Below are 22466 nucleotides of genomic sequence, written 5' to 3' on the forward strand. Positions count from 1 at the left end.
AAGCCCCGACGAAAGTCGGTGTGGCCTGCAACGCCGGGCTCACGCAGCACCGAGTAGTGTCTCGGTGCTGCGTGCGTGTCCGCCGTCATACCCGTGCCCGGGAGTGAATCGCACACAGTCCCTCCCGGTAACCCTCCGGGCGGGCACCGCAACGTTGGGGTCCACCCCGTCCGAGGAGACCGAAGCACTGTGGCAGCTTCAGCCGGGCATCTCCGCCCGGGACGCTATCTCGCCCTGTTCGCCCTGATCGTGATCGTGCTGTACGCGCTGGTGTTCCTCACCGGCAACCACAAGCCGACCCCGAAGCTGGGCATCGACCTGCAGGGCGGCACCCGGGTCACGCTCACCGCCCGCACCCCCGACGGCGGCCAGCCGACCCGCGAGTCCTTGAACCAGGCGCGTCAGATCATCGAACGGCGCGTCAACGGGATCGGCGTCAGCGGCACCGAGGTCCTCCTCGACGGCAACAACGTCGTCATCACGGTCCCCGGCGAGCAGGGCGACCAGGCGAAGAACCTGGGCAAGACCGCGAAGCTGGGCTTCCGGAAGGTCGTCGCGAACGCGACCCAGCCGGTCGTGCCGCCGCAGACGACGACCCCGCCGCCGGCCACCGGCACGCCGACGTCGGGCGCCCCGACCTCGGGCGCGCCGAGCAGCTCCAAGCCGCCCGCCTCGTCGAGCGCCCCGCCGTCGAGCCCGGCCGCCGGTGGTGGCGGTGCCGCCGCCGCGCCCGCGCAGCAGCAGAGCACCACCCCGACCGCCCCGAGCAGCAGCGCCACGCCGCCGCCGTCGTCGAGCCCGGCGCCGGAGCCTTCGGACGGCTCGGTCGACGCCGAGACCGCGAAGGAGATCCAGGCCGCGAAGGCAGTGCGCCAGGACCCGAAGCTGATCGGTGCCGACGGCCAGGCGAACCAGGAGCTCGTCGCGAAGGCGATGGCGTCGCTGACCTGCGCGCCGAACGCCAAGGACCCCCTCGAGGGCAACGACGACCCGAAGCTGCCGCTGGTCGCCTGCGGTGACCACGACACGTACAAGTACCTGCTGGAGCCGGAGTTCCTGCCGGGCACCGAGATCGCCGACTCGACCTCGGGCTACGACCAGCAGCGCGGCCAGTGGGTGGTGAACCTCAGCTTCAAGGCCGACGGCACCAAGACCTGGGCCGACTTCACCTCGAAGAACACCGGCCAGCAGGCCGCGTTCGTCCTCGACACGCAGGTCGTGTCCGCGCCGAACATCCAGGTGGCCATCCTCGACGGCAACACCCAGATCACCGGCAAGTTCACGCAGTCCGAGGCGAAGGACCTCTCGGACATCCTCAAGTACGGCTCGCTGCCGCTGTCGTTCGCCTCTTCGGACGCGACCACGGTGTCGGCGACGCTCGGCCTCGCGTCGCTGCAGGCCGGTCTCATCGCCGGCGGCATCGGCCTGCTGGTCGTGTTCGTCTACTGCCTGTTCTACTACCGGCTGCTCGGCGTGCTCACCATCCTGTCGCTGGCCCTGTCCGGCGCGCTGGTGTTCGCGGTGCTGGTGCTGCTCGGCCGCTGGATCGGCTACACGCTGGACCTCGCGGGCATCGCCGGCCTGATCATCGCCATCGGTATCACGGCGGACTCGTTCGTCATCTACTTCGAACGGCTCAAGGACGAAATCCGGGAGGGCCGGACGTTCCGGTCCGCGGTGCCGCGCGGCTGGGTCCGCGCCCGGCGCACCATCCTGGCCTCGGACGCGGTGAGCTTCCTGGCCGCGGCCATCCTGTACGTCATCGCGGTCGGCGACGTCCAGGGCTTCGCGTTCACCCTCGGCATGTCCACGGTGCTCGACCTGGTCGTCGTGTACCTGGTGACGCACCCGCTGGTGGCCATGGTGTCCACGTCCAAGAACGCGTTCCTGTCCAATCCGAGGCACCTGGGTCTCGGCGCCGTGCAGCAACTGGGTTCGCAGCGGAAGAAGTCGGCTTCGGTCGGTCGCGCGAACGTGAAGGAGGCCTGACGTGGGGGTCGAAGAACTGGGCACGGACGCCGACGGCGACGCCAAGGTGGCGCCGAAGCCCGGCAAGAAGGAAAGCGTCTTCCACCGGCTGTACGTCGGCACCGGCGCGTTCGACGTCGTCGGCAAGCGCAAGCGCTGGTACATGTTCTTCGCCGCGCTGGTGCTGGTCTGCCTCGCGTCGATGGTGTTCCGCGGCTTCAACCTCGGCATCGAGTTCGAGGGCGGCACGCAGATCCAGATGCCGGCCAACGGCATCCACGGCGTGATCACCGAGGAGCAGGCGAAGGAGTCGTTCCAGAAGGCGCTCGGCCGCCCGGCCTCGGAGGCGCAGAAGGTCGGCACCGGCAACGCCGCGACCATCCAGATCCGCACCGACACGCTGAACGCGGCCGACGTCGCCAAGCTCAAGCAGGGTCTGTTCACCGACCTCGGGCCGAAGGCGGGCAACGGCCAGCCCAGCGCGCAGACGATCAGCGACAGCGCGGTGAGCGCGTCCTGGGGCGGTGAGATCTCGCAGAAGGCGCTGCTCGCGCTCGGGGTGTTCCTCGTCGCGGTCGTCATCTTCCTGGCGATCTACTTCGACGCGCGGATGGCCGTGGCGGCGCTCGTCTCGCTGCTGCACGACATCCTGGTCACCGCCGGCGTCTACTCGCTGGTCGGCTTCGAGGTCACCCCGGCGACCGTGATCGGCCTGCTGACGATCCTCGGGTTCTCGCTCTACGACACGGTGGTGGTGTTCGACAAGGTCCGCGAGAACACGCGCGGCCTGCTCGGGCTGACCCGCCGCACGTACGGCGAGGCCGCCAACCTGGCGCTGAACCAGACCCTGATGCGGTCGTTCAACACGGCGTTCATCGCCCTGCTGCCGATCCTGGGCCTGCTGATCGTCGGGTACGTGCTGCTCGGCTCGGGCACGCTGCAGGACCTGGCGCTGGTGCAGCTGACCGGTACGCTCGTCGGCGTCCTGTCGTCGGTCGCGCTGGCCACGCCGCTGCTGGTCGACTTCAAGATGCGCGACCCGAAGTACGCGCAGCAGGCCGAGCGCGTCCGCCAGCGCCGCGTCAGCCAGGAGCGGAAGGCGGCGGGCGACGAGGACTTCGACGCCACGGACGACGACGCCCTGGCGAAGGAGCTACGCAAGGAGAAGGCGTACGCGGCCGCGGCCAGCGTCCCCGCCCGGATCCAGAAGCAGCGCCCGTCCGGCAAGCCCGCAGGCAAGCGGAAGCGCTGACGTGGAGCTGGAGAAGGCCCTCGGCCTCATCGCCGAGGTGCCGGACTTTCCCGAGCCCGGCGTCCTGTTCCGCGACCTGAGCCCGCTCTTCGCGGACGCGGGCGCGTTCAAGGCGGTCACCGACGCGCTGGCCGAGACGCTGGCGCCCGGTGTCGAGGCGCTCGCGGGTGTCGAAGCCCGCGGGTTCCTCCTCGCCGCGGCCGTCGGGTACGCCCGCGGCCTGGGCGTGGTGCTGATCCGCAAGCCGGGCAAGCTCCCGCAGGTGGCGGGCCGGGTGGACTACGCACTGGAGTACGGCACAGCCACGGTCGAGCTGCCGTCCGGCGTGGTCAAGCCCGGCCAGCGGATCGCGGTCCTGGACGACGTCCTGGCCACGGGCGGCACGGTGGCGGCGACCGGCAAGCTCCTGGAGGACGCCGGCGCGGTCGTCGACAGCGTGTCGGTGGTCCTGGAGCTGGGCGCGTTGGGCGGCCGCGAGGTCCTCGGCGACCGGAAGATCCACGCCCTCCGCACCTGCTGACAGGTCTGTCGCGGCTGCCAGCACTCCCGGCACCCCACCCAGACCGCCCGGCACCACCGTCCGTAGTCACAATCAGGCTTCGGGGTGGTGGGCTCACCCGCTCAGTAAAATCGCTGGTCGGGCCGGGTTCGCCGGCGGAATCGCCGGGTGCAGTGCTGTCTTGAATGAGTCATTCAGGTCTCCAGAGGTCCTGAATGACTCATTCAAGACCTCTGCCGGGCCGCTGGTGCTCGGGTCGAGGCGGCTGCCGCTCCGGGTCGCGAGGCGAACCCGCTGGTCGGAGCCTCGGCATCCCCCTGAACGGGCGCACCCGAGAGGGCTACGAGGCGCAACGGCTACCCTGGTGGTCCGAAGGCCGCACGAGCAGCAGGAGGTGCGGGTGAGCCAGGAGCTCGACGCCGCGGTGCCCCCGAAACAGGGCGCCCAGCAGAACGGGCAGGCGGCGGCACAGCCCGCGCCGCCGAAGCCGAACGGCGCGGCGCCGAACCCGTCCGCAACCCGGCGCGTCCGGGCGCGCCTCGCCCGGCGGATCACCGCGCAGCGCGCCGCCCCGGTCAAGCAGGTCCTCGAACCCCTCGCCGTCATCCACCGCGAGCTGCACCCCAACGCCGACCTCGGGCTGCTCCAGCGCGCCTACGACGTCGCCGAGGAGCTGCACCGGAACCAGCGGCGCAAGTCCGGCGACCCCTACATCACCCACCCGCTCGCCGTCGCCACCATCCTCGCCGAGCTGGGCATGGACACCACGACCCTGGTCGCGGCGCTGCTGCACGACACGGTCGAGGACACCGGCTACGCCGTCGAGAGCCTGAAGGCCGACTTCGGCGAGAAGGTCGCCGAGCTCGTCGACGGCGTCACGAAGCTGGACAAGGTCAAGCTCGGGACGTCCGCCGAGGCCGAGACCATCCGCAAGATGGTCATCGCGATGGCGAAGGACCCGCGGGTGCTGGTCATCAAGCTGGCCGACCGGCTGCACAACATGCGCACCATGCGCTTCCTGCCGCCGGAGAAGCAGGCCCGCAAGGCCCGCGAAACGCTCGAAGTGCTCGCCCCGCTGGCCCACCGCCTCGGCATGGCCACGGTCAAGTGGGAGCTGGAAGACCTCGCGTTCGCGATCCTGCAGCCCAAGAAGTACGACGAGATCGTGCGCCTGGTCGCCGACCGCGCGCCCTCCCGTGACATCTACCTGCGGTCGGTCATCACCGACCTGACCAGCAACCTCGTCTCGTCGCGGATCACCGCGAAGGTGGAGGGGCGGCCGAAGCACTACTACTCGATCCACCAGAAGATGATCGTCCGCGGCCGCGACCTGGACGACATCCACGACCTGGTCGGCGTCCGGATCCTGGTCGAGGACGTCCGGGACTGCTACGCGGCGATGGGTGTCGTGCACGCGCTGTGGCAGCCGGTGCCCGGCCGGTTCAAGGACTACATCGCGCAGCCGCGCTTCGGCGTCTACCAGTCGCTGCACACGACGGTGATCGGCCCGGACGGCAAGCCCCTCGAGGTGCAGATCCGCACCTACGAAATGCACCGCACCGCCGAGTACGGCATCGCCGCGCACTGGCGCTACAAGGAAACCAAGGGCACGCACAACGGCAACGCCATGGACGTCGACGAGATGGCGTGGATGCGCCAGCTCCTCGACTGGCAGCGCGAAGCGGCGGACCCGGGCGACTTCCTCGAGTCCCTGCGCTACGAGCTGGCCTCGCGCGAGATCTTCGTGTTCACGCCGAAGGGTGACGTGATCACGCTGCCGGTGGAGTCCACGCCGGTCGACTTCGCCTACGCCGTGCACACCGAGGTCGGGCACCGCTGCATCGGCGCCCGCGTCAACGGCCGTCTGGTCGCGCTCGAGCGGAAGCTGGAAAACGGCGAAGTCGTCGAGATCTTCACCTCCAAGGCGGAGAACGCGGGGCCGTCGCGGGACTGGCTGCAGTTCGCCGGCTCGCCGAAGGCGCGCGCGAAGATCCGGCAGTGGTTCGCCAAGGAACGCCGCGACGAGGCGATCGAGGGCGGCAAGGAAGCCATCACCAAGGAGATCCGCAAGGTCGGCCTGCCGATCCAGCGGCTGGTCTCCGCGGAGTCGATGGGCGCGGTCGCCACCGAGCTGCGCCACGCCGACATCTCGTCGCTGTACGCGGCGGTCGGGGAGGGCCACACCAGCGCGAAGCACGTCGTTCAGCGGCTGGTCGCGCTGATCGGCGGGGTCGACGCGGCGGAGGAGGAGCTCGCCGAGCGGGCCACGCCGTCGACGGTGACCCGCCGCCGCGGCTCCAACGACGTCGGCGTCGTGGTCAAGGGCGCCAGCGACGTCTGGGCGAAGCTCGCGCGCTGCTGCACCCCGGTGCCGGGCGACGAGATCCTCGGGTTCGTGACCCGCGGCGGTGGCGTCTCGGTGCACCGCACGGACTGCACGAACGCCGGTGACCTGCAGTCCCAGCCCGAGCGGCTGGTCGAGGTCGAGTGGGCGCCCTCGGCGTCGTCGGTGTTCCTGGTGGCCATCCAGGTCGAGGCGCTCGACCGGCACCGGCTCCTGTCCGACGTGACCAAGGTGCTGGCCGACGAGAAGGTCAACATCCTGTCGGCCTCGGTGACCACGTCCCGCGACCGGGTCGCGGTGAGCCGCTTCTCGTTCGAGATGGGCGACCCGAAGCACCTCGGCCACGTCCTCAAGGTGGTCCGCGGCGTGGAAGGCGTCTACGACGTCTACCGCGTGACGTCGGCTTCCTAGGGCACCCACGACCCGTCGACGGCGATCCCGGCGGCCGCGGCGATCCGGTCGCGCGAGTCCCGCAGCCGGGCGCGCAGGGCCGGCAGGTCGACGCCGAGCAGCCGGCCGTCGCGCTTGACGGCTTTCCCGGCGACGAAGACGCTGTCGACGAGCCCGGGGTGCCCGGCGGAGACGATCGTGCCCGCCGGGTCGCCGACGGGGAAGACGGATAGGTCCTCGGCGTCGAGCAGGACCAGGTCGGCGTCCTTGCCGACGGTCAGGCTGCCGGTCCGGGAGCCACGCCCGCAGGCACGGGCGCCGTCCACGGTGGCGAACGCGAGGATGTCCCGCGGCGGGATGCCGCGCTCCACCGCGAACACCGTGCGCATGGCGCCGAACAGGTCGCCGCCGGCGGACGGGCAGTCGTCGACCGACAGCGACGGCCGCAGCCCGGCGGCCAGCGCCCGGCCGGCGATGAGTGGCTCGAAGCCCATCTTCAGCTCGACGTCGGGGCTGATCGACACCGAAGCACCCGCGTCGGCGAGCATCGCCAGCTGGTCGTCGGAGAGGCCGTTGCCGTGCACGATGGTCGTGCGGTCGTCGAGCAGCCCGCGCTCCGCCAGTCCCGCGATCGGCCGGTCGCCGTGCCGCCAGCCGCCGGTGCCGTGGACGTGCGTGCTCACCGGGAGCCCGAGTTCCCGCGCCAGCGCGACATCCGCCGCGGTTTCGTCCAGTGTGGACATCACCGGGCCGCGCAGGCCCAGCGCCATGTCGTCGCCCGGCAGCAGTTCCCGCACGCGCCGGATCTCCGGACCGATGTCCGGCCCGTCGGCGCCGTAGCAGAAGATCGAGTGGCCGGGCGCCTCGCGCAGCGCGTCGATCGCGGCGTCGGCGTTCTCGGGGCCGGTGGCGCAGTGGAACCAGTCGAGCATGGTTGTGACGCCGGAGCTGAGGGCTTCGAGGCGGCCGAGGAGGTTGCCCAGGTAGACGTCTTCCGGCCGGTAGTGCGGCTTGAGCGTGCCGTGCACGGCGGTGCGGTACTGGCCGAACGTCCAGCCGGCGCCGAGCCCGCGGAACGCCGTTTGCCAGGTGTGGCGGTGAGTGTCCACGAAACCCGGCAGGACGATCTTGCCGGCGGCGTCGACGATCTCGGCGTCGTCGACGCCGATCGCGGGGGCGACGGCGGCGATCCGACCGTCCTCGATGAGCACGTCCCCGCGGGGGAGCGTGCCCACGGCGGGATCCATGCTGAGCACGAGGCCGCCTTGAACCAGAGTCTTCATCGGTGTCCTTCCCCAAGAGTTGACGTGTCAACTCTAGCGTAGACTGGCGGCATGGCGGAGCTGAGCACCGAGGACTGGGCGTTCTGGGACACCTGGATGCGCGCTCAGCGCCTGCTCGTCCGCGAACTCGACCGGGGGCTGCAACGCGACTGCGGCATCTCGAAGGCCGAGTTCAGCGTGCTGATGACGCTGACCGCGCCGATGCGCGTCGGCGAGCTCGCCGACGCGCTCGACTGGGAGAAGAGCCGCGTTTCGCACCTGCTCACGCGCATGGAGAACCGCGGCCTGGTGGCGCGGGCCGAGGACGGCGCGACCGGCCGCCGCACCGGCGTCGAGCTGACCGCCGAAGGCCGCCGGACAGCGGAGCGGGCCACCCGGGCCCACGGCGGCAACGTCCGCCGGCTCGTCCTCGACCGGCTCACGCCCGGGCAGGCGGCGGCCATCCGGGAGTGGAGCGAGCAGCTGGTCGAGCGCGCCGAGCCCGGCTAGAAGAAGGCGGCGATCAGCGCTCCCAGTGGCGGGAGCGCCTGGGCGAGCGCGCCGCCCCGGCCGGCGCCGCGCGGGCGGCTGAGGGCGAGCAGGTCGGACACGCCGAGCGCGATCCCGGCCAGGAACATGAAAGCGCAGCAGTAGAGCACCAGGGCGCGGCCCGCGCCGGCGTTCCCGGTGTGCAGCAGGACCAGCCCGGTCACCGGGCCCGCGGCGAGGAACAGGTTGTAGAAGCCGACGTTGAACGACCAGAGCCGGGTGGCGGGCAGGTTCGCGGCCGGGATCTTGAAGATGCCCTCGTGCACGCCCCGGCGTTCGAAAAGCAGCACTTCCCAGGTGAACGCCAGCAGGTGCACCAGCACGGCGACCGCCGCGAAGATCTGCGCCACGGCGTTCACGACGCCGGCTCGATCCCGTGCCGCGCGGCGATCTCGGGCGCCTGCTCCGGCGTGGCCCGGTCGACGTCGCGGAAGAAGCGGCCCATGCCGCCGGTCAGGCTGACCGCCAGGAACTGCGCGGAGGGCGTGTGCACGGTGAAGGTGTTGGTCGCGCCCGCCGGCACGCTGATCGACGCGCCGGGGCCGAGGTCGTGCAGTTCGCCGTCGACGTAGACGGTGATCCGCCCGTGCAGCACGTAGAAGGCCTTCGCCCAGGGTTCGGCGTGCGGCGGGACCGTCGGCCCGCGGGGCGCGTCGACTTCGAACACCTCGAAGGCGTCTCCGGTGTGCTCCGCGCCGACCTTGACGGTGATCCGCGCGTCGCCGGTGTCGAGTTCCGGGCCGGCGCCCGGGGAGCTGAAATGCGTCATGCCGCGACGCTAGGAACCGGGGGAGCGGCCGGGTATCCCCGGATTCCGGGATATCGCGCGGGCGGGCGGTGCGCGCATACTGCGTCCATGTGGGAGGGCCGGGCGCAGGGCGTGCGGCGGGAAGTCGCCGCACTCGCGACGGCGGGCCTCGGCGTCGCCGAGCTGCACGCCGCCGCCATCGAGCTGGTCGACCGCGTGGTCCCCGCGGAGCTCGCGTGCTGGGCTTCGCTGGACCCGGACACCGCGGTGATCAGCTCGATGACCAGCGGCCGGGCGCGCATCCCCGGCGAGTACGAGCCGCTGCTGGCGACCTACGAGTACGACGGCCGCCAGCCCCACACCTTCGCCGAGCTGGCCCGGCGGCCGGTGCCGGTGCCGGTGGCGCGGCTGTCGGACCTGCCGCGCCGCGACGCCGAGCGCAGTGGGCGGCTCGCCGAGGTGTGGCGGCCGCTGGGGCTGGGCCACGAGCTGCGCGCGGTGTTCCAGGTCGACGGCACGTGCTGGGCGGCGGCGGGCCTGGTGCGGTGCGGCGAGTTCAGCGACCGCGAGGTCGAGTTCCTGACGTCGGTCGCTCCGGCGCTGGCCGCGGCCACGCGGGTGGCGGCGCGCACGCGTGGCACGGGGGAGCCGGCGGAACCGGCGATCGTGGTGGCCGGCCCGGACGGCCGGCAGCGCGCCGCCACCGCGGCGGCCGCGCGGTGGCGGTCCGAAGTGGACGAAATCGCGCCCGGCCGGTTCGCGGTGCTCGTGCGCGCGGTCGTGGCCGGGGCCCGGGCCGCGGCTTCGGGGACGTTCCGCGCGCGGGTCCGCGACGTTCGCGGCGGCTGGATCCTGTTGCAGGCCGGCCGGTTGGTGGCCGGGGACGACGACGGCGAGACGGTGGTGACCGTCAGCCGCGCGTCGGGCGCCGAGCTGCTGGGCGTCCTGTTCGCGGCCTACGGCCTGACCGCCCGCGAGCGCGACGTGTGCCGCGAGGTGCTCGCCGGTTTGTCCACAGTGGACATCGCGGAGCGGCTGGCCATCTCGGCCCACACGGTGCAGGACCACCTGAAGTCGGTGTTCGGCAAGACCGGCGTCCGCAGCCGCGGGGAACTGACCGCGAAGCTGCTGTCCTGACGTGTCCGGGAATTGTCCGCCGACGATTCCCGGAACCGGAGACCACGGCGAAAATACCGTCCCCGGAATCGGAGGACGCATGCTACGGTCTGCAAATTGCAGGTGGGCCGGAAATGCGCGGGAGGGAGCAGCATGTCCGACGACACCACGCGGTACCTGTGCGCGGCGTCCTACCTCGACCCCGGTTACGGCACCCGGGCGATCAAGGAGTTCCTCGTCGAGCCCACCCGGCCGGTCCCGGCGTCGCCGGGGATCGACGCGGGGCGGGTGCTCACCGAGGCGGTGCGGGCCCGGGCGCGCCGGAAGAACTACGACGCGATCCTGGTGCTGCTGATGGCCGTCGTCGCCTCGCTTTCGTGGGACAACGTGCTGCTGTACGCCTGGATCGTGGTCTCGGTCCTGCTCGTGGCGGCGCGGGCGGGCAAGACCGCCTACGCGACGCAACGCACTTTCAACCCGAAGACGCTCGTCGTGATCGGCTTTTCCATCGTGGCCGTCTGGCTGCTGCTGACCTACTCGGACGTGCTCTTCGACGACCGCAGCCGGGACGCCGTGCGGTACGAGGACTACTACGACGAGTCCTCGGGCGGCGACACGGCCCGGCTCGTCGTCGGCATCGTGCTCGCCGTGGTGGTGCTCGTGGTGGTGACGATCGAGCGGTGGTCGCTGTGGAACCTGCTGACGAGCCGCTTCCGCCGCCTCGCCCCGCCGTCGCCCGACACCGGCCGCCTCACCGGGGCGTTCACCGAAGACTTCCGCGCGCAGCTCGCCCGGTACCGGCGGGAAGACGAATTCGCGGGCACCCCCGGCGCGCCCCTGGTGGTGTATCGCGGCTACAACCCCTTCGTGGGCGCTGGGTTCCGCCGCGCGGCCTGGTCCATGGCGATCCCGCTGGAGCGCGTCGAAGACGGCCCCGAGCTCACCACGGAAGCGTTGTACGACGGGATCCGCACGGCGATCGGGAACCTCCGCAACTCGAGCAAGCTGTCACCGGACCGCCGGCTGGCCGGGCTGACCGTGACGGAGGCGGTGTTCACCCCGGCCGCCGAGCTCCTCGACCACCTGGCGGAGCCGGAAGCCGCGGCCTACCTGCCGGACATCGAGCACCCGCCGCGCACGCGGCTGACCGAGGAGCACGTCGAGCAGCTCCGCACCGAGCCGAAGGAATGGGCGCGCTACTACCTCTGCTTCCAGGTCGAGACGTGGGACCGGGAGCTCGTGCTGACGACGTTCCTGCACGTCGCGGTGGACGACACGACGCTGTACGTCGAGTGGACGCCGTTCATGCTGCCGCCTCTCAAGGCGGAGTACCGGGCGGTGGACAAGATGCGGCCGGACTCGCTGCGCCCGTTCGGCCAGGGACTGCTGGCGTGGCTGGAGATGCCGGCCAGCCTGCCGGGCCGGATCGTGAACCTCGCGTCGTGGATCCGGCAGCCCGGCCGCGAGCCCGGCGTCCTCGACCCGGACCGTTACGGCACCTCGAGCACGCTGCGCGAGCTGGGATCGGTCAACCTGTTCACGGACTACTTCCAGCTCGTCGACATCGAACGCTACGAAAAGATCATCGAAAGCCGGCTCCTGCCGGCGATCGGCAAGCTCCTCGGCGACGCCGGGTTCTCGACGGCCAAGTTCGACGAGCAGGCGGCGGTCGTGATCAACAACGACATCACCATCGAGGGCGACAACCGCGCCCCGATCAACCAGACCGGGGTGCGCGGCCAGCGCGGCCGCCCGCCCGGCAAGCCCGGCGACGCGACGAGGACGGAGACCTGATGGGACACCGGATTTCGAACAAGGTCAGCATCGGCCGCGACAACTCGGGCGACATCACCCAGACGGGCATCGACGGCGGCGCGGTCTCGTCACTGCTGGACCTCGTCGAGCGCCTGACGGCCGAGGTGCGCGGCAAGGAGCTGGCGAAGCAGGAGGTGCTGGAGGACACGCTGACCGACCTGGCGGCCGACTTGCGCGCGGGCGACGCCGAGCCCGCCGTGGTGCGCAGCCGGTGGGAGAAGGTCAAGGGCCTGCTGGGCGGGGTCGTGCAGTTCTCGGAGTTGGTGGCGAAGATCTCGGACCAGGTGCAGAAGATCTTCACCTGAGTCCATTCCGGACGGCACGTGGCGGCTCTGCAAACGTCTTGAATGACTCATTCAGGTCTTCGGAGGTCCTGAATGACTCATTCAAGACGCTGGGGCGAGACTCACCCTTGCAGGAACTTGCGCAGCAGCGCCGTGACCTCCTCCGGCCGTTCCATCGACGGCAGGTGACCGGTGTCGGCGAGTTCGACGTACTCCGCCTCCGGCAACGACTCCGCCAGGTGCGCGGACAGCTCGACCAGGCCGGGCGCATCAGCCGTCCCGATCACCACCAGCGCCGGAGTCGTGATCTCGGCCAGCCGGTGCCGGGTGTCCGGGATCCGCTCCGTCCACTGTGGATCCGTCCAGTCCCGCCGGTAGACCTGCTCGCACATTTCCCGCACCAGCGTCACCATTCCGGCGGGCAGCACCGACACGTCCCGCGCCGGGCCGGCGACCGTGTAGCGGATGTTGGCGTCCGCCAGCGCCCGCACGTCCGCCGGGTCGAGGTCGCCTTCGCGGGCGCGGTAGCGGGTGAGCCGGTCGCCCGGCAGGGCCTCGGCCGTCAGGCGCGCGATGTCCGCCCGCATGTGCTCCGGCCACTCGTGCCCGGTGAGGCCGGAGCCGAGCAGGGCGATCCGGGTGATCCGCTCCGGCGCGGCGAGGGCGGCGTCCAGCGCGCACGCCCCGCCCATGGACGCGCCCACGAGCGCGGCCTGCTCGATCCCCCGGGCATCGAGCAGGGCCAGCAGATCTTCGTAGTGGGCGTGCTCGCCGGGCCCGCCGGCGGATTCGCCGAAGCTGCGGCGGTCGTAGCGGATCACCCGGTGCGTGGCGGCGAGCGCGGTGAACTGGGCGTCCCACATGCGGCGATCGCCGATCGCCGTGTGCAGCAGCACGACCGCGGGTCCCTCGCCCGCTTCGTCGTAGCCGAACGCCGTCCCGCCCACCTCGATCATCGCCATGGGCCCAAGCTAGCGGCACGACCACGTCACACACCGCAGGTTTCGCTCAGGGCGAGCGGTTATGGTGCGGTGCATGACCGACGGATTCCAGCTGACGCGCGACGGCGAAGTCGCGCGGCTGACCTTCGCCCGGCCGGAGAAGATGAACGCGATCACCTACGGCATGTGGTCGGCGATCCCGGACGTGGTGGCCGAGGTGGAGGCCGACCCGGCGCTGAAGGTGCTGCTGATCGCGGGCGCGGGCAAGCACTTCTCGGCGGGCGCCGACATCAGCGAGTTCGGCGAGCTGCGCACCACGGCGGAGGGCGCGGCGAGCTACGACAAGGCCGTCGAGAGTGCAGTGGCGGCGCTGACCTCGATGCGCAAGCCGTCGGTCGCGATGATCCAGGGCAACTGCATCGGCGGCGGCTGCCAGGTCTCGGTCGCCTGCGACTTCCGGTTCGCCGCGGAAGGTTCCCGGTTCGGCATCACCCCGGCGAAGCTCGGCATCGTCTACCACTTCGACTCGACGCGCCAGCTGGTGTCCCTGGTCGGCCCCGCGCACGCCAAGTACTTCCTGCTTTCGGGCGAGCTGATCACCGCGGCCCGCGCCCGCGAGATCGGCCTGCTCAACGACGTCTTCCCGGCGGACTCGCTGGAATCCTCGACGGCGGAGTTCATCGCGACGCTGTGCTCGCGGTCCCAGGCCTCGGTCCGCGGGATGAACCGGATCATCGAGAAGATCGTCGCCGGCCAGGAGACCTCGGACGCGGAGGTCGAGGAGATCCGCTCCGAGGCCCTGCACGGCGAGGACTACGCGGAGGGCGTCGCCGCGTTCCTCGAGCGCCGCCCGCCGCGCTTCACCTTCCGCTGAAGTCCCCGCACCCCAAGGGGAGTCAGGCGTCCAGGTACTCGCGGAAGTGCTCGGCGACCACGTCGGTCACGCCCGCCGGATCGAGCCTGCCGTCGATTTCGATGACCCGGATGCCGCGGGCCCGCGCCGAGCGGACCGCCTGCGCGGCCAGCATCCGGTCGCGCGTCAGCCGGCTGCGCTGCTCCGGGATCGTGGGCTCGTCCGGCCGGTGGCGCAGCTGGTGCTGGCGGAACAGCTCGGTCGGCACGAGCACCACCATCCGGCGCGGCGAATCCACCAGCGGGGCCACCAGTTCCGGGTACAGGCCCCGGCCTTCGGCGACGATCGGGCGCGGGGACTCCCACGCGCGCAACTCGTCCAGCGCCCGCTGGAACCGCTGCTCGAAGTCCGCCAGCTCCGCGGTCAGCTGTTCGCGGGCGGGGACGTCGTCGCCGGGCGCGTTCGCGGGGCGCGCGCGGTCGTCGTGGTGGTAGGTGGTCAGCCCGTGGCGGTCGGCCAGCAGGCGCGCGACCGTGGACTTCCCGGTCCACGGGGCGCCGCCGATCCACAGCGCCTTGCGCAGGGTCCCGAACGGATCCGAGGTCATCGTTCGACTATTGCGGCACCGGCGGGCCGAAGGCCAGCGTTCCGGCGCCGGTTGAGCCGTTCAGCGCAGGGCTGGTCACCGGCTGTCGTCGTCGACGACGAGCACGGTCGAGCCGTCGGCGAAATCGGGTGGCCCGCCCAGCTTGAAGTGGAACCGCGAGCCCGGGCGGACTGCGGCGATCACCTGCGTTTCGGCGGTGTCGAGGACGATGATCGCGTGCTCGGCGGTGACCGGTTCCGGCTGCGGCACTTCCGGCACGACCGGGATCGGCAGCGTGCCGCTGACCGAGCCGCTGCCGTCGTCCTCCGGTACGAACGGTTCGAGCGGTTCGACGGGTTCGGCCGGTTCGAACGGCGGTGGCGGGACGAGCTGCGGGCGCCGCCGCCACCAGAGCCCGGCGATCAGGCCGGTCAGCAGGCCACCGGAGCCGCTGACGGCCGACGCCAGCCCGGCGCTGATCCCGGACGGCGCTTCGGTCACCACAGTCGCGGGCACCGGCGGCGCGGCCGGCAGCGGGCCGAACCGCACGGCGGGGTCCTTGGCGTCCTCGGGCAGCTGGAGCACCTGGCCCGGCTCGATCCGCGTGGCGTCGGTGAACGGCGTCCCGTCGGGCCGCGGTCTGCCTTGGTTGAGCCGGAAGATCTCCGGGAACCGGTTCCCGTCGCCGAGCGCGCGTTCGGCGATCTTGAACAGCGTGATGTCGTCCGGGTTGTCGGCGTGCGGCACGATGTAGTACTTGACCGGCGGCGGGGGCGGCGCGGTCTGCGCGAGCGCCGGACCGCCGGCGAGCACGGCGAAGAGGACACCGGCGGCACCGGCTTGCCCGGCCCGCCCGAGGACGCGGCGCACCGCGGAAGCCCGGTTTTCGGCCATGGTCGGCACCTCTCCCCGGCGACCCCGGCGGGTTTCCGGTGTTGCCCCCTACACGGGGCCGGTGCCGGCGGGGTTCAGATCTCGTCCCAGGGAACGGTTTCGTAGGCCTTCGCGAGCAACGCCACCGCGCGGTCCGCGGGCGGCAGCACGAGGTCGTCCACGGAAGCGACCGCGCGCCCTGGCGTTTCGGAGTTCGTCACGAACACCGCGTCGAAATCGCGGAGATCGGCGGGCCGGACTTCGCGCGTTTCCTGCGGGACGCCGAGCCGCCGCAGGGCTTCCTTCTGCACCAGCATGGTGATGCCGGGCAGCACCGCGGCTTCCGGCCACACGACGGTGTCGCCGGCCAGGAAACCGGCGTTCCAGATCGACGCTTCGCTGATCCGCCCGGCGTGGTCGACGAACAGCGCGTCGTCGAACCCGGCCAGCGCGGCCTGGCGGGAGTGGTGGATCAGCCCGAACGTGCCCAGGTGCTTCACCTGCGGCAGATCGCGCTCGTAGCGGACCGTCCGCAGGCGCAGCGGCGCCGGGTCGGGCGGGCGCGGCGGGAGCGTTCGGACCAGGATCTCCGGTTGCATCGGCTCGTCGAGCGAGTGCGTGAGCACCACGACCCGCACCGACAGCGCGGGTTCGCCGGCGATCGCCTGCCGGACGTAGGAGCGCACCAGGTCGACGTCGAGATCGGTGCCGAACAGCAGCCGGGTGCTCGTCGCGAGCCGTTCGAGGTGCAGCGCGAGCCCGCGGACCCGCCCGTCCCGGACCTGCATCGCGGTGAAGTGGCCGTAGGAGACCATTCCCGCGAGTGCGGCGTCCGGGCCGAGCGGATCCCCGTTCAGCTCGTAGCGGGGCGGCACTACTGGACGGTGACGCCCGTGAACTTGACCTGCTTGGTCGGCGCCCCGGTGCCGTCCTGCGGGTTCGGGTTCGCGATGCCCGCCTTGGCGACCGCGTCGAGCACCTTCAGGCCCTCGTCGCTGATGCTGCCGAACACCGAGTAGTCCGCCGGCAGGCCCTCGGCGTTGCCGTAGACCATGAAGAACTGGCTGCCGCCGGAGTTCGGGGCGGACGTCTTCGCCATGGCGAGGATGCCGCGGCCGTACTTGATCTCCGGGAACGCCTCGTCCGGCATCGTGTAGCCGGGGCCGCCCTGGCCGTCGGTCGTCGGGTCACCGGTGGCCGACGGGTCACCGCACTGCAGCATCTGCAGGCCTTCGGTGCCGAGCCGGTGGCACATGGTGTCGTTGTAGAAGTTCTGCTTCGCGAGGCTGATGAAGCTCTGCACCGCGCAGGGCGCGAGCGACCGGTCGAGCGTCAGCGGGATGTCGCCCGCGGTGCTCTTGAGCGTCACGTTCACCGTGCCGGTCGACGGGACGTTCTTGCCGTCCGGGGTGTTCACCTTCTTCGGCGCCTTGCTGCCCGTCGTGTCGGCCTTGAAGTCGCACGTCGTCGGGTTCGGCAGCGCCTTGGCCCGCTTCGGCAGCGCGGTGCGCTGCGTCGGGATCTGGACTTCGGTCGGCGGCGGAGTGGCCGACGACGACGCCGCGGCGTCGGTGTTTTCGCCGCCGTTCGCGCTGACGATCCACACCACCACGCCCGCGACGACGAGGACCGCCACGCCGACGACGCCGGCGCCGATCCTCCGGCGTCGCTTCTGCTGCTCCAATCGGCGCTCGAGCTGCCTCTCGAGCTTGCGCTTCGCAGCTTCGCGGCGCTGCTGGTTGGTCGCCACCCCGTACCCTCCAGGTTTCCGCTCGTGTCACACGTCTGAGGTAGCGGCAGTGTATGGGCACAGCCTGTGAGGACCATGTACAGGGCCCGCTAGTCTCAACCCGATCGTGATCGGCGCCATCCGGCGCGGATGTCCGGGAGGCGTTCGGTGCTCGTCGTCGGGTTCGGCAGCGGCCCGCTGCAGGCCAACTGCTACCTGCTGGCGGAGGCCGCCGGCGGGCCGTGCGTGGTCGTGGATCCGGGGCAGGAGGTGGCCGCGCCGCTGGCCGCCGCGCTCGCCGAGCACCGGCTGGTCCCGGCGGCGCTGGTGGCCACCCACGGGCACCCCGACCACGTCGCTTCGGCCGCTGCGCTGTCGGCCGAGCACGGCGTCCCGCTGCACCTGCACCCGGCCGACGCCCCGCTCCACGACGGGGCCAGCGTCCCGCTCGGGACCGGGACCTTCGCCGGCCTGGACATCGACGTCCGCCCGGCGCCCGGGCACACCCCGGGTTCGGTGGTGCTCGTCCTGGAGACGGCCGAAGGTGGCCGGCTCGCGCTGACCGGCGACACGCTGTTCGCCGGGTCGGTGGGCCGCGGCGACGTGGCGGAAGCGGTGCGGGAGCTGGTGGCGAGCCTGCCGGACGACACGGTGGTGCTGCCGGGCCACGGCCCGGCGACGACGATCGGCCGGGAACGCGCGGGCAACCCGTTCCTCGCCGGGACGGGGGCGTGAGCATGGCCGACGAGACGACCGAGCGGATCGCGCTGTTCGAGGAGGACCCGCGCGGGCGCCGCCGCCGGGGGATCTCGGGCCTGATCGGCGTGGTCATCGTGGCCGCGGCGTTCGGCGGCATCGCCGGGCTGATCGGCGGCACGGTGACCGGGCTGGTCGTCGCGCTGGTCATCGCCCTGCCGCTGCTGTACGTGATGGCGGTCAGCATCCGCCGCCGCGTCTGGCTGGAGGGCTCGACGCTGCTCGTGCGCACCTGGGGCCTGCGCCGGGTCGACCTGGTCGCCGCGACCCGGCTCGACCTCGTCGTCGGCGACGTCCGGGGGAGCCGCACGGTCAGCCTGCTGGTCAACGCCGGGCAGCGCGGCAAGGTCGCGAAGGTCGACCTCGCGGTGTTCTCCGGGACCGGCGGGCGCGAGCTGGGCATCCTGCAGCTGCGGAAGCTGGCGAACGCGCTGATGAACAACACCGAGGCCAACGGCCTCGTCTTCGGCGAGCTGCTGGTCGCCGAGCTGAAGGCGGAGGCGCGCGGCTCCGGCGTGGCGGAGCGCCCGCTCTACCGGCTGGCGTCGGTGGCGCCGTCGGGGAAGTACGTGCAGCGCTTCACGATGGAAGCCGTCAGCCGGTTCGTGGCGACTCTCGGCTGACGTCGTCCTCTTCGCGGAGTTGCTCGAGCTGGTAGACGAGCTCCGGCACCTCCTGCGCGATGTACGCGGCCAGACGCTCGATGTGGTGCAGCGTGGCCCGGACGTCCTCCAGGGCGGCCGCGATGCGCGGGAGCGACTCCACGGCCTGGACGGTGCCCGTGACCACCCGCAGCGCGCCCCGCACGAGGCACCGCGGTCCGGCGAACAGGAACATGCGGCTTTCCTACCCCGTTCTCGCTGGTCCGGCGAGCCCGGGATGCGCCGCTGTTACGGGTGGGACGGAACGGTCTTCGTGGTGCTGCTGAGGTAGGTCGCGGGCTCGCGGGAGGCGATCAGGGCGGCCAGGACCGTCGTCACCGGGACGGCCGCGACGATGCCGACGCTGCCCGCGAGCGTGCGGATGATCTCCTGCGCGATTTCTTCGCTGCCCAGCAGCGAGCCCAGGCCGACCCCGGAGATCGACGAGTACAGCAGCACCGGCAGCGCGGCCCCGGCGTAGGCCATGACGAGCGTGTTGACCGCGGAGCCGACGTGGTCGCGGCCGATCCGCAGGCCGGAGCGGTACAGCTCCTGCCAGGGCAGGTCCGGGTTGGCGCGGCGCAGCTCCCAGACGGCGCTGGTCTGGGTGACGGTGACGTCGTCGAGGACGCCGAGCGCGCCGATCACGACCCCGGCGAGCAGCAGTCCGCGTGCGTCGATGCCGTGGCCGAGCGACCCGATGAGCGTCGACGTGCTGTCGTCGAGGCCGGTGAGCGACGCCGCGGCGGAGAAGATCGCGGAGAGGATGCCGATGAGCGCGAGGCTGACGAGCGTCCCGAGCACGGCGGCCGACGTTCTCGCCGACAGCCCGTGGGTCAGGTACAGCGCGATGAACATGATCGCGCCCGCCCCGGCGATCGCCACCACCAGCGGGTTCTCGCCGGCGAGGATGGCCGGGAGGATGAACAGCGCGATGACGACGAAGGACAGCCCGAGCGCCACCAGCGCGGCGAGCCCTTGCCAGCGGCCGAGCACGAGCACCGCGACCGCGAACAGCGCGGCCAGCACGAGCAGCGGCGTCCCGCGCTGGAAGTCGACCAGCTGGAAACTGGCGGGATCGCCGGCGTTCCCGCCGTTGTAGGCGAGCACGACGGCGTCCCCGGCGGCGAACCGCGGGGTGCTGGGCTCGATCGGGACGGTCAGCTTGAGCTGCTTCCCGGTCGCCGGCCCGTCGGTCATGGTCAGGTCGACGGTCAGGCAGGGTTTCGCGTTCGGGTCGGTCTGGTCGCCGACCTGCACCTGGCCCTGCGCGAGGCAGGGGCCGGTGTTGGTGGCGGTGATGTTCGCGTGCACGGGCGTGCCCTGGGGGACGACGCTGGTCGGGGAGGCCTTGCCCCACGGGTAGAGGACGACCATGCCGACGACGGTGGCCAGGGCCAGCGGGGCGAGGAGCCAGATCAGGAGCAGTTTGACCCGGCGGGAGGCGGGGGCGGCGGGGCCGTGACCGTGACCATGGCCGTGTCCGTGGCCGGTTTCGGCAGCGGGGGTGGTTTCCGCCGGAGTGCGCGGCTTGCTGCCACGCGGGACTCGCTGGGGTCCGGTGTCGCCTCGGCGAGCGGTGCGCTGGGGCCCGGTGTCGGCTCGGCGACTGGCGTGGGGAGCGGCGGTGTCGGCCGGGGCCCGGCCGGTGTCCCTGCGGCGGGTGGCCGTGGAATCGGCTTGGTCAGCGGCCGGGACCCGTTGCGGGCCGGTGTCGGCGCGGCGGCCGCTGCGAGGGGCCGCGGTCTCGGCCGGGATCCGGTGCGAACCGGTCTCGACGGGTGCGCGCCGCGGGCCGGTGTCCGTGCGGCGGCGAGCGCCCTCAGGCGTGCGGCGGGCCGGTTTCCCGGGCGTTCCCGGCGTTCCGGACGTCCCGGGCCCCGGCGAAGGGGACAGCTCGTCCGTCACCCGGCGAATCGGGCCGGTGTCGTCGTCGGCGAGGTCGGGGCGGTCCACCCGCACATCCTGACAGCGGGATCCCGGCGCCCGCGTCAGGGGCCGCCGTCGGACCGGTTCGTCCGGTTGCCTCAGCCGTACGCCTGGCGCAGGTGCACCCGCCGGTAGGCCGACGGCGGGGTGTCGAAGTGGTCGAGGAACGCCTGCCGCAGGGTTTCCGTCGAGCCGAAGCCGCAGCGGCGGGCGATCGTGGCCAGCGGGAGGTCGGTCCCGGACAGCAGCCGGGCCGCCTGCTCGGTGCGGATCGTCCGGACGTACCGGCCGGGCGTGGTGCCGAGGTGCGCGTCGAACAGCCGGGTCAGCTGGCGGGTGCTGATGCCCGCGCGGGCCGCGAGGGCCGGCGTCCCCAGGTCCTCGTCGAGGTGCTCGGCGATGTACGCGGTGAGGTCGCGGACCTCGCGGTGCTCCGGCGGGGGACCGGACAGGAACAGGCTCACCTGGGCCTGGTTCCCGGGCCGCTGCAGGTACGTGACCAGCGCGCGGGCCGCCTCACGGGCCAGCGACGGGCCGTGGTCGGCCTCCACCAGCGACAGCGTCAGGTCGAGCCCGCTCGTCACGCCCGCCGCCGTGTAGACGTTGCCGTGGCGGACGTACAGCGGCACCGGGTCCACCGTCACCGCCGGGTAGTCCCGGGCGAGCTTGGCCGCGTAGCGCCAGTGGGTGGTCGCGCGGCGGCCGTTGAGCAGGCCGGCCGCGGCGAGCACCTCGGCGCCCGTGCAGACCGACGCGACCCGGCGGCTGGTGCGGGCCAGCCGCCGGACGTGGGCGAGGACGCGCTCGTCGGCCGCCGCGGCCGGGCTGCCCCAGCCGCCCGCGACGACCAGCGTGTCGAGGTCGCCGGTCACCTGGTCGAGCCGCAGGTGCGGCTGCAGCACCAGCCCGGCGCCGGTGCGGATGCCGTGCCCGTCGACCGAGGCGAGCTGGAGCTCGTACGGCGGCCGCGCGCCGAGCCGGTTCGCCGCGTCGAACACATCGGCGGGGCACGCGATGTCCAGCAGCTCGGCGTCGGCGTACCCGACGATCACGACCCGTCTGGGTGACCCTGGCATGATCGAACGCTAGCAGCCGGACCGGGCGCTCGGACGCGGTTCGCAGGAATCCGGACATCGGCGGCGCGTCCGCCGTCCCGGCCCGCCATGGTCGGGGCCATGACCGATGAGCAGAAGACCCTCGCCTTCGTCGTTTACCCCGGGCTGACGCCGCTCGACCTCGTGGGCCCGCTGCAGGTGCTCAGCGCGCTCGCGCAAATGGACGCCGGCTACCGGACCGTCGTCGTCGGCGCGAGCACGGACCCCGTCGGCACGGACACGCCGCTGCGCGTCGCCCCGAGCCACACCTTCGAGGAGGTCCCGGCGCCGTACGCGGTGCTCGTCCCCGGCGGCACCGTGCCGACGCTGCGGGCGATGGCCGACGAGCGCCTCCTCGCCTGGCTGCGCACCGCGGCCGCGGGCGCGGAGCTGGTGACGTCGGTCTGCACCGGGTCGCTGATCCTCGGGGCGGCGGGCCTCCTCGAAGGCAAGCAGGCGACCACGCACTGGATGTTCCGCGACGTCCTCCCCGGGCTGGGTGCCACGCCGGTCGCGCGGCGATGGGTCGAGGACGGCTCCGTGATCACCGCCGCCGGGGTGTCCGCGGGCATCGACCTGGCGCTGCACCTGGTGGAACGGCTGGCCGGGCGGCAGGTCGCGACGAACATCCAGTTCGCCATCGAGTACGACCCCGAGCCGCCGCAGGGCGCGCTGGACTGGGCGAACCAGCCGTACGGCGACCTCAAGCCGTTGCGGGAACACACCCTGCGTCAAGGGCTGGCAGAGCACCCCGAACTGCTGGGGAAGCTGCTCGCGCACACCTGACCGACGTCGTCGGCCATCCGGGTGATCGGCGGACACGCCGCGCGCCCGGCG

Annotated in this window: 23 protein-coding genes; 12 read left to right on the forward strand and 11 right to left on the reverse strand. The window is 72.2% G+C overall.

Annotated elements, in window-relative coordinates; all coding sequences use genetic code 11:
- Nucleotides 1-189: 189 nt before the first annotated feature.
- The 4 genes from secD (at nucleotide 190) to H4696_RS06345 (ending at nucleotide 6474) form a co-directional block, all read left to right on the forward strand.
- The gene (secD, locus tag H4696_RS06330; RefSeq protein WP_169734943.1) at nucleotides 190-1989 is read left to right on the forward strand and encodes a protein translocase subunit SecD; all 1800 of its coding nucleotides are present in this window, start codon (nucleotides 190-192) and stop codon (nucleotides 1987-1989) included.
- Between the two features lies 1 nt (nucleotide 1990).
- Complete coding sequence (gene secF, locus H4696_RS06335) at nucleotides 1991-3220, forward strand: protein translocase subunit SecF (protein WP_086858848.1); 1230 nt, start codon at nucleotides 1991-1993, stop codon at nucleotides 3218-3220.
- Between the two features lies 1 nt (nucleotide 3221).
- Nucleotides 3222-3740, forward strand: coding sequence for an adenine phosphoribosyltransferase (locus tag H4696_RS06340; protein ID WP_086858849.1), 519 nt, complete (start codon nucleotides 3222-3224; stop codon nucleotides 3738-3740).
- 379 nt (nucleotides 3741-4119) lie between these two features.
- Entirely contained in the window at nucleotides 4120-6474 is a 2355-nt protein-coding gene (locus H4696_RS06345) for a RelA/SpoT family protein (RefSeq protein WP_086858850.1), read from the forward strand.
- Here the strand turns inward: H4696_RS06345 and H4696_RS06350 are convergent.
- Nucleotides 6471-7736, reverse strand: coding sequence for an amidohydrolase family protein (locus H4696_RS06350; RefSeq protein WP_086858851.1), 1266 nt, complete (start codon nucleotides 7734-7736; stop codon nucleotides 6471-6473). The two genes, H4696_RS06345 and H4696_RS06350, sit on opposite strands and share 4 nt — an antisense overlap.
- A gap of 51 nt (nucleotides 7737-7787) precedes the next feature.
- On the opposite strand from H4696_RS06350, the gene H4696_RS06355 reads away from it, so the two are divergent.
- Complete coding sequence (locus H4696_RS06355) at nucleotides 7788-8225, forward strand: MarR family winged helix-turn-helix transcriptional regulator (protein WP_086858852.1); 438 nt, start codon at nucleotides 7788-7790, stop codon at nucleotides 8223-8225.
- On the opposite strand, the gene H4696_RS06360 is transcribed toward H4696_RS06355, so the two are convergent.
- Both H4696_RS06360 and H4696_RS06365 read right to left on the reverse strand, forming a co-directional pair.
- Entirely contained in the window at nucleotides 8222-8623 is a 402-nt protein-coding gene (locus H4696_RS06360) for a DUF1304 domain-containing protein (protein WP_086858853.1), read from the reverse strand. The genes H4696_RS06355 and H4696_RS06360 overlap by 4 nt on opposite strands.
- Nucleotides 8620-9033: a cupin domain-containing protein gene (locus H4696_RS06365; protein WP_086858854.1), complete on the reverse strand. Its 414-nt coding sequence runs from the start codon at nucleotides 9031-9033 to the stop codon at nucleotides 8620-8622. Before H4696_RS06365 ends, H4696_RS06360 begins: the two co-directional genes overlap by 4 nt.
- A gap of 87 nt (nucleotides 9034-9120) precedes the next feature.
- Here H4696_RS06365 and H4696_RS06370 point away from each other — a divergent pair, with 87 nt between their 5' ends.
- The 3 genes from H4696_RS06370 to H4696_RS06380 all read left to right on the forward strand — a co-directional run bounded on the left by H4696_RS06370 (nucleotide 9121) and on the right by H4696_RS06380 (nucleotide 12248).
- Nucleotides 9121-10149: a helix-turn-helix transcriptional regulator gene (locus tag H4696_RS06370; RefSeq protein ID WP_086858855.1), complete on the forward strand. Its 1029-nt coding sequence runs from the start codon at nucleotides 9121-9123 to the stop codon at nucleotides 10147-10149.
- A 132-nt stretch (nucleotides 10150-10281) separates the two neighbouring features.
- A complete protein-coding gene (locus H4696_RS06375) occupies nucleotides 10282-11922 on the forward strand; it encodes a hypothetical protein (protein ID WP_086858856.1) in 1641 nt (546 codons plus the stop codon).
- Entirely contained in the window at nucleotides 11922-12248 is a 327-nt protein-coding gene (locus H4696_RS06380; RefSeq protein WP_086858857.1) for a hypothetical protein, read from the forward strand. Before H4696_RS06375 ends, H4696_RS06380 begins: the two co-directional genes overlap by 1 nt.
- Before the next feature lie 101 nt (nucleotides 12249-12349).
- On the opposite strand, the gene H4696_RS06385 is transcribed toward H4696_RS06380, so the two are convergent.
- Nucleotides 12350-13189, reverse strand: coding sequence for an alpha/beta fold hydrolase (locus tag H4696_RS06385; protein WP_086858858.1), 840 nt, complete (start codon nucleotides 13187-13189; stop codon nucleotides 12350-12352).
- A 73-nt stretch (nucleotides 13190-13262) separates the two neighbouring features.
- Between H4696_RS06385 and H4696_RS06390 the strand changes: the two genes are divergently transcribed.
- Entirely contained in the window at nucleotides 13263-14042 is a 780-nt protein-coding gene (locus H4696_RS06390; RefSeq protein WP_169734944.1) for an enoyl-CoA hydratase-related protein, read from the forward strand.
- Nucleotides 14043-14064: 22 nt separating this feature from the next.
- On the opposite strand, the gene H4696_RS06395 is transcribed toward H4696_RS06390, so the two are convergent.
- From H4696_RS06395 to H4696_RS06410, 4 genes are all read right to left on the reverse strand, one after another.
- Complete coding sequence (locus H4696_RS06395; RefSeq protein ID WP_086858859.1) at nucleotides 14065-14628, reverse strand: DEAD/DEAH box helicase family protein; 564 nt, start codon at nucleotides 14626-14628, stop codon at nucleotides 14065-14067.
- Nucleotides 14629-14703: 75 nt separating this feature from the next.
- Nucleotides 14704-15501: a hypothetical protein gene (locus H4696_RS06400; protein WP_086858860.1), complete on the reverse strand. Its 798-nt coding sequence runs from the start codon at nucleotides 15499-15501 to the stop codon at nucleotides 14704-14706.
- 74 nt (nucleotides 15502-15575) lie between these two features.
- Complete coding sequence (locus H4696_RS06405) at nucleotides 15576-16355, reverse strand: aminotransferase class IV (RefSeq protein ID WP_086858861.1); 780 nt, start codon at nucleotides 16353-16355, stop codon at nucleotides 15576-15578.
- Complete coding sequence (locus H4696_RS06410) at nucleotides 16355-17230, reverse strand: peptidylprolyl isomerase (protein ID WP_086858862.1); 876 nt, start codon at nucleotides 17228-17230, stop codon at nucleotides 16355-16357. The genes H4696_RS06405 and H4696_RS06410 overlap by 1 nt, the downstream gene beginning before the upstream one ends.
- Nucleotides 17231-17377: 147 nt before the next feature.
- Between H4696_RS06410 and H4696_RS06415 the strand changes: the two genes are divergently transcribed.
- Nucleotides 17378-17944 (forward strand): MBL fold metallo-hydrolase, encoded by a 567-nt coding sequence (locus H4696_RS06415; protein ID WP_086858863.1) that lies wholly within the window; start codon nucleotides 17378-17380, stop codon nucleotides 17942-17944.
- A gap of 2 nt (nucleotides 17945-17946) precedes the next feature.
- Nucleotides 17947-18588, forward strand: coding sequence for a hypothetical protein (locus H4696_RS06420; protein WP_086858864.1), 642 nt, complete (start codon nucleotides 17947-17949; stop codon nucleotides 18586-18588).
- Here the strand turns inward: H4696_RS06420 and H4696_RS06425 are convergent.
- From H4696_RS06425 to H4696_RS06435, 3 genes are all read right to left on the reverse strand, one after another.
- On the reverse strand, nucleotides 18560-18802 hold the full coding sequence (locus H4696_RS06425) for a hypothetical protein (RefSeq protein WP_086858865.1): 243 nt from the start codon (nucleotides 18800-18802) through the stop codon (nucleotides 18560-18562). The two genes, H4696_RS06420 and H4696_RS06425, sit on opposite strands and share 29 nt — an antisense overlap.
- A gap of 53 nt (nucleotides 18803-18855) precedes the next feature.
- A complete protein-coding gene (locus tag H4696_RS06430) occupies nucleotides 18856-20562 on the reverse strand; it encodes a YibE/F family protein (protein WP_086858866.1) in 1707 nt (568 codons plus the stop codon).
- A 71-nt stretch (nucleotides 20563-20633) separates the two neighbouring features.
- The gene (locus tag H4696_RS06435; protein WP_086858867.1) at nucleotides 20634-21611 is read right to left on the reverse strand and encodes a GlxA family transcriptional regulator; all 978 of its coding nucleotides are present in this window, start codon (nucleotides 21609-21611) and stop codon (nucleotides 20634-20636) included.
- A gap of 99 nt (nucleotides 21612-21710) precedes the next feature.
- Between H4696_RS06435 and H4696_RS06440 the strand changes: the two genes are divergently transcribed.
- Nucleotides 21711-22415, forward strand: coding sequence for a DJ-1/PfpI family protein (locus H4696_RS06440; RefSeq protein ID WP_192782108.1), 705 nt, complete (start codon nucleotides 21711-21713; stop codon nucleotides 22413-22415).
- The last annotated feature ends 51 nt before the right edge of the window (nucleotides 22416-22466 follow it).

The organism is Amycolatopsis lexingtonensis, assembly GCF_014873755.1.
Classification (GTDB): Bacteria; Actinomycetota; Actinomycetes; order Mycobacteriales; family Pseudonocardiaceae; genus Amycolatopsis; species Amycolatopsis lexingtonensis.

Bases quoted from the DNA above. Each gene is read 5' to 3' on its own strand.
- H4696_RS06440 (WP_192782108.1), top strand. From the start codon at position 21,711: ATGACCGATGAGCAGAAGACCCTCGCCTTCGTCGTTTACCCCGGGCTG.
- H4696_RS06365 (WP_086858854.1), bottom strand. From the start codon at position 9,033: ATGACGCATTTCAGCTCCCCGGGCGCCGGCCCGGAACTCGACACCGGC.
- H4696_RS06425 (WP_086858865.1), bottom strand. From the start codon at position 18,802: ATGTTCCTGTTCGCCGGACCGCGGTGCCTCGTGCGGGGCGCGCTGCGG.
- H4696_RS06375 (WP_086858856.1), top strand. From the start codon at position 10,282: ATGTCCGACGACACCACGCGGTACCTGTGCGCGGCGTCCTACCTCGAC.
- H4696_RS06395 (WP_086858859.1), bottom strand. From the start codon at position 14,628: ATGACCTCGGATCCGTTCGGGACCCTGCGCAAGGCGCTGTGGATCGGC.
- H4696_RS06435 (WP_086858867.1), bottom strand. From the start codon at position 21,611: ATGCCAGGGTCACCCAGACGGGTCGTGATCGTCGGGTACGCCGACGCC.
- H4696_RS06385 (WP_086858858.1), bottom strand. From the start codon at position 13,189: ATGGCGATGATCGAGGTGGGCGGGACGGCGTTCGGCTACGACGAAGCG.
- H4696_RS06420 (WP_086858864.1), top strand. From the start codon at position 17,947: ATGGCCGACGAGACGACCGAGCGGATCGCGCTGTTCGAGGAGGACCCG.
- H4696_RS06350 (WP_086858851.1), bottom strand. From the start codon at position 7,736: ATGAAGACTCTGGTTCAAGGCGGCCTCGTGCTCAGCATGGATCCCGCC.
- H4696_RS06355 (WP_086858852.1), top strand. From the start codon at position 7,788: ATGGCGGAGCTGAGCACCGAGGACTGGGCGTTCTGGGACACCTGGATG.
- H4696_RS06380 (WP_086858857.1), top strand. From the start codon at position 11,922: ATGGGACACCGGATTTCGAACAAGGTCAGCATCGGCCGCGACAACTCG.
- H4696_RS06370 (WP_086858855.1), top strand. From the start codon at position 9,121: ATGTGGGAGGGCCGGGCGCAGGGCGTGCGGCGGGAAGTCGCCGCACTC.
- H4696_RS06390 (WP_169734944.1), top strand. From the start codon at position 13,263: ATGACCGACGGATTCCAGCTGACGCGCGACGGCGAAGTCGCGCGGCTG.
- H4696_RS06400 (WP_086858860.1), bottom strand. From the start codon at position 15,501: ATGGCCGAAAACCGGGCTTCCGCGGTGCGCCGCGTCCTCGGGCGGGCC.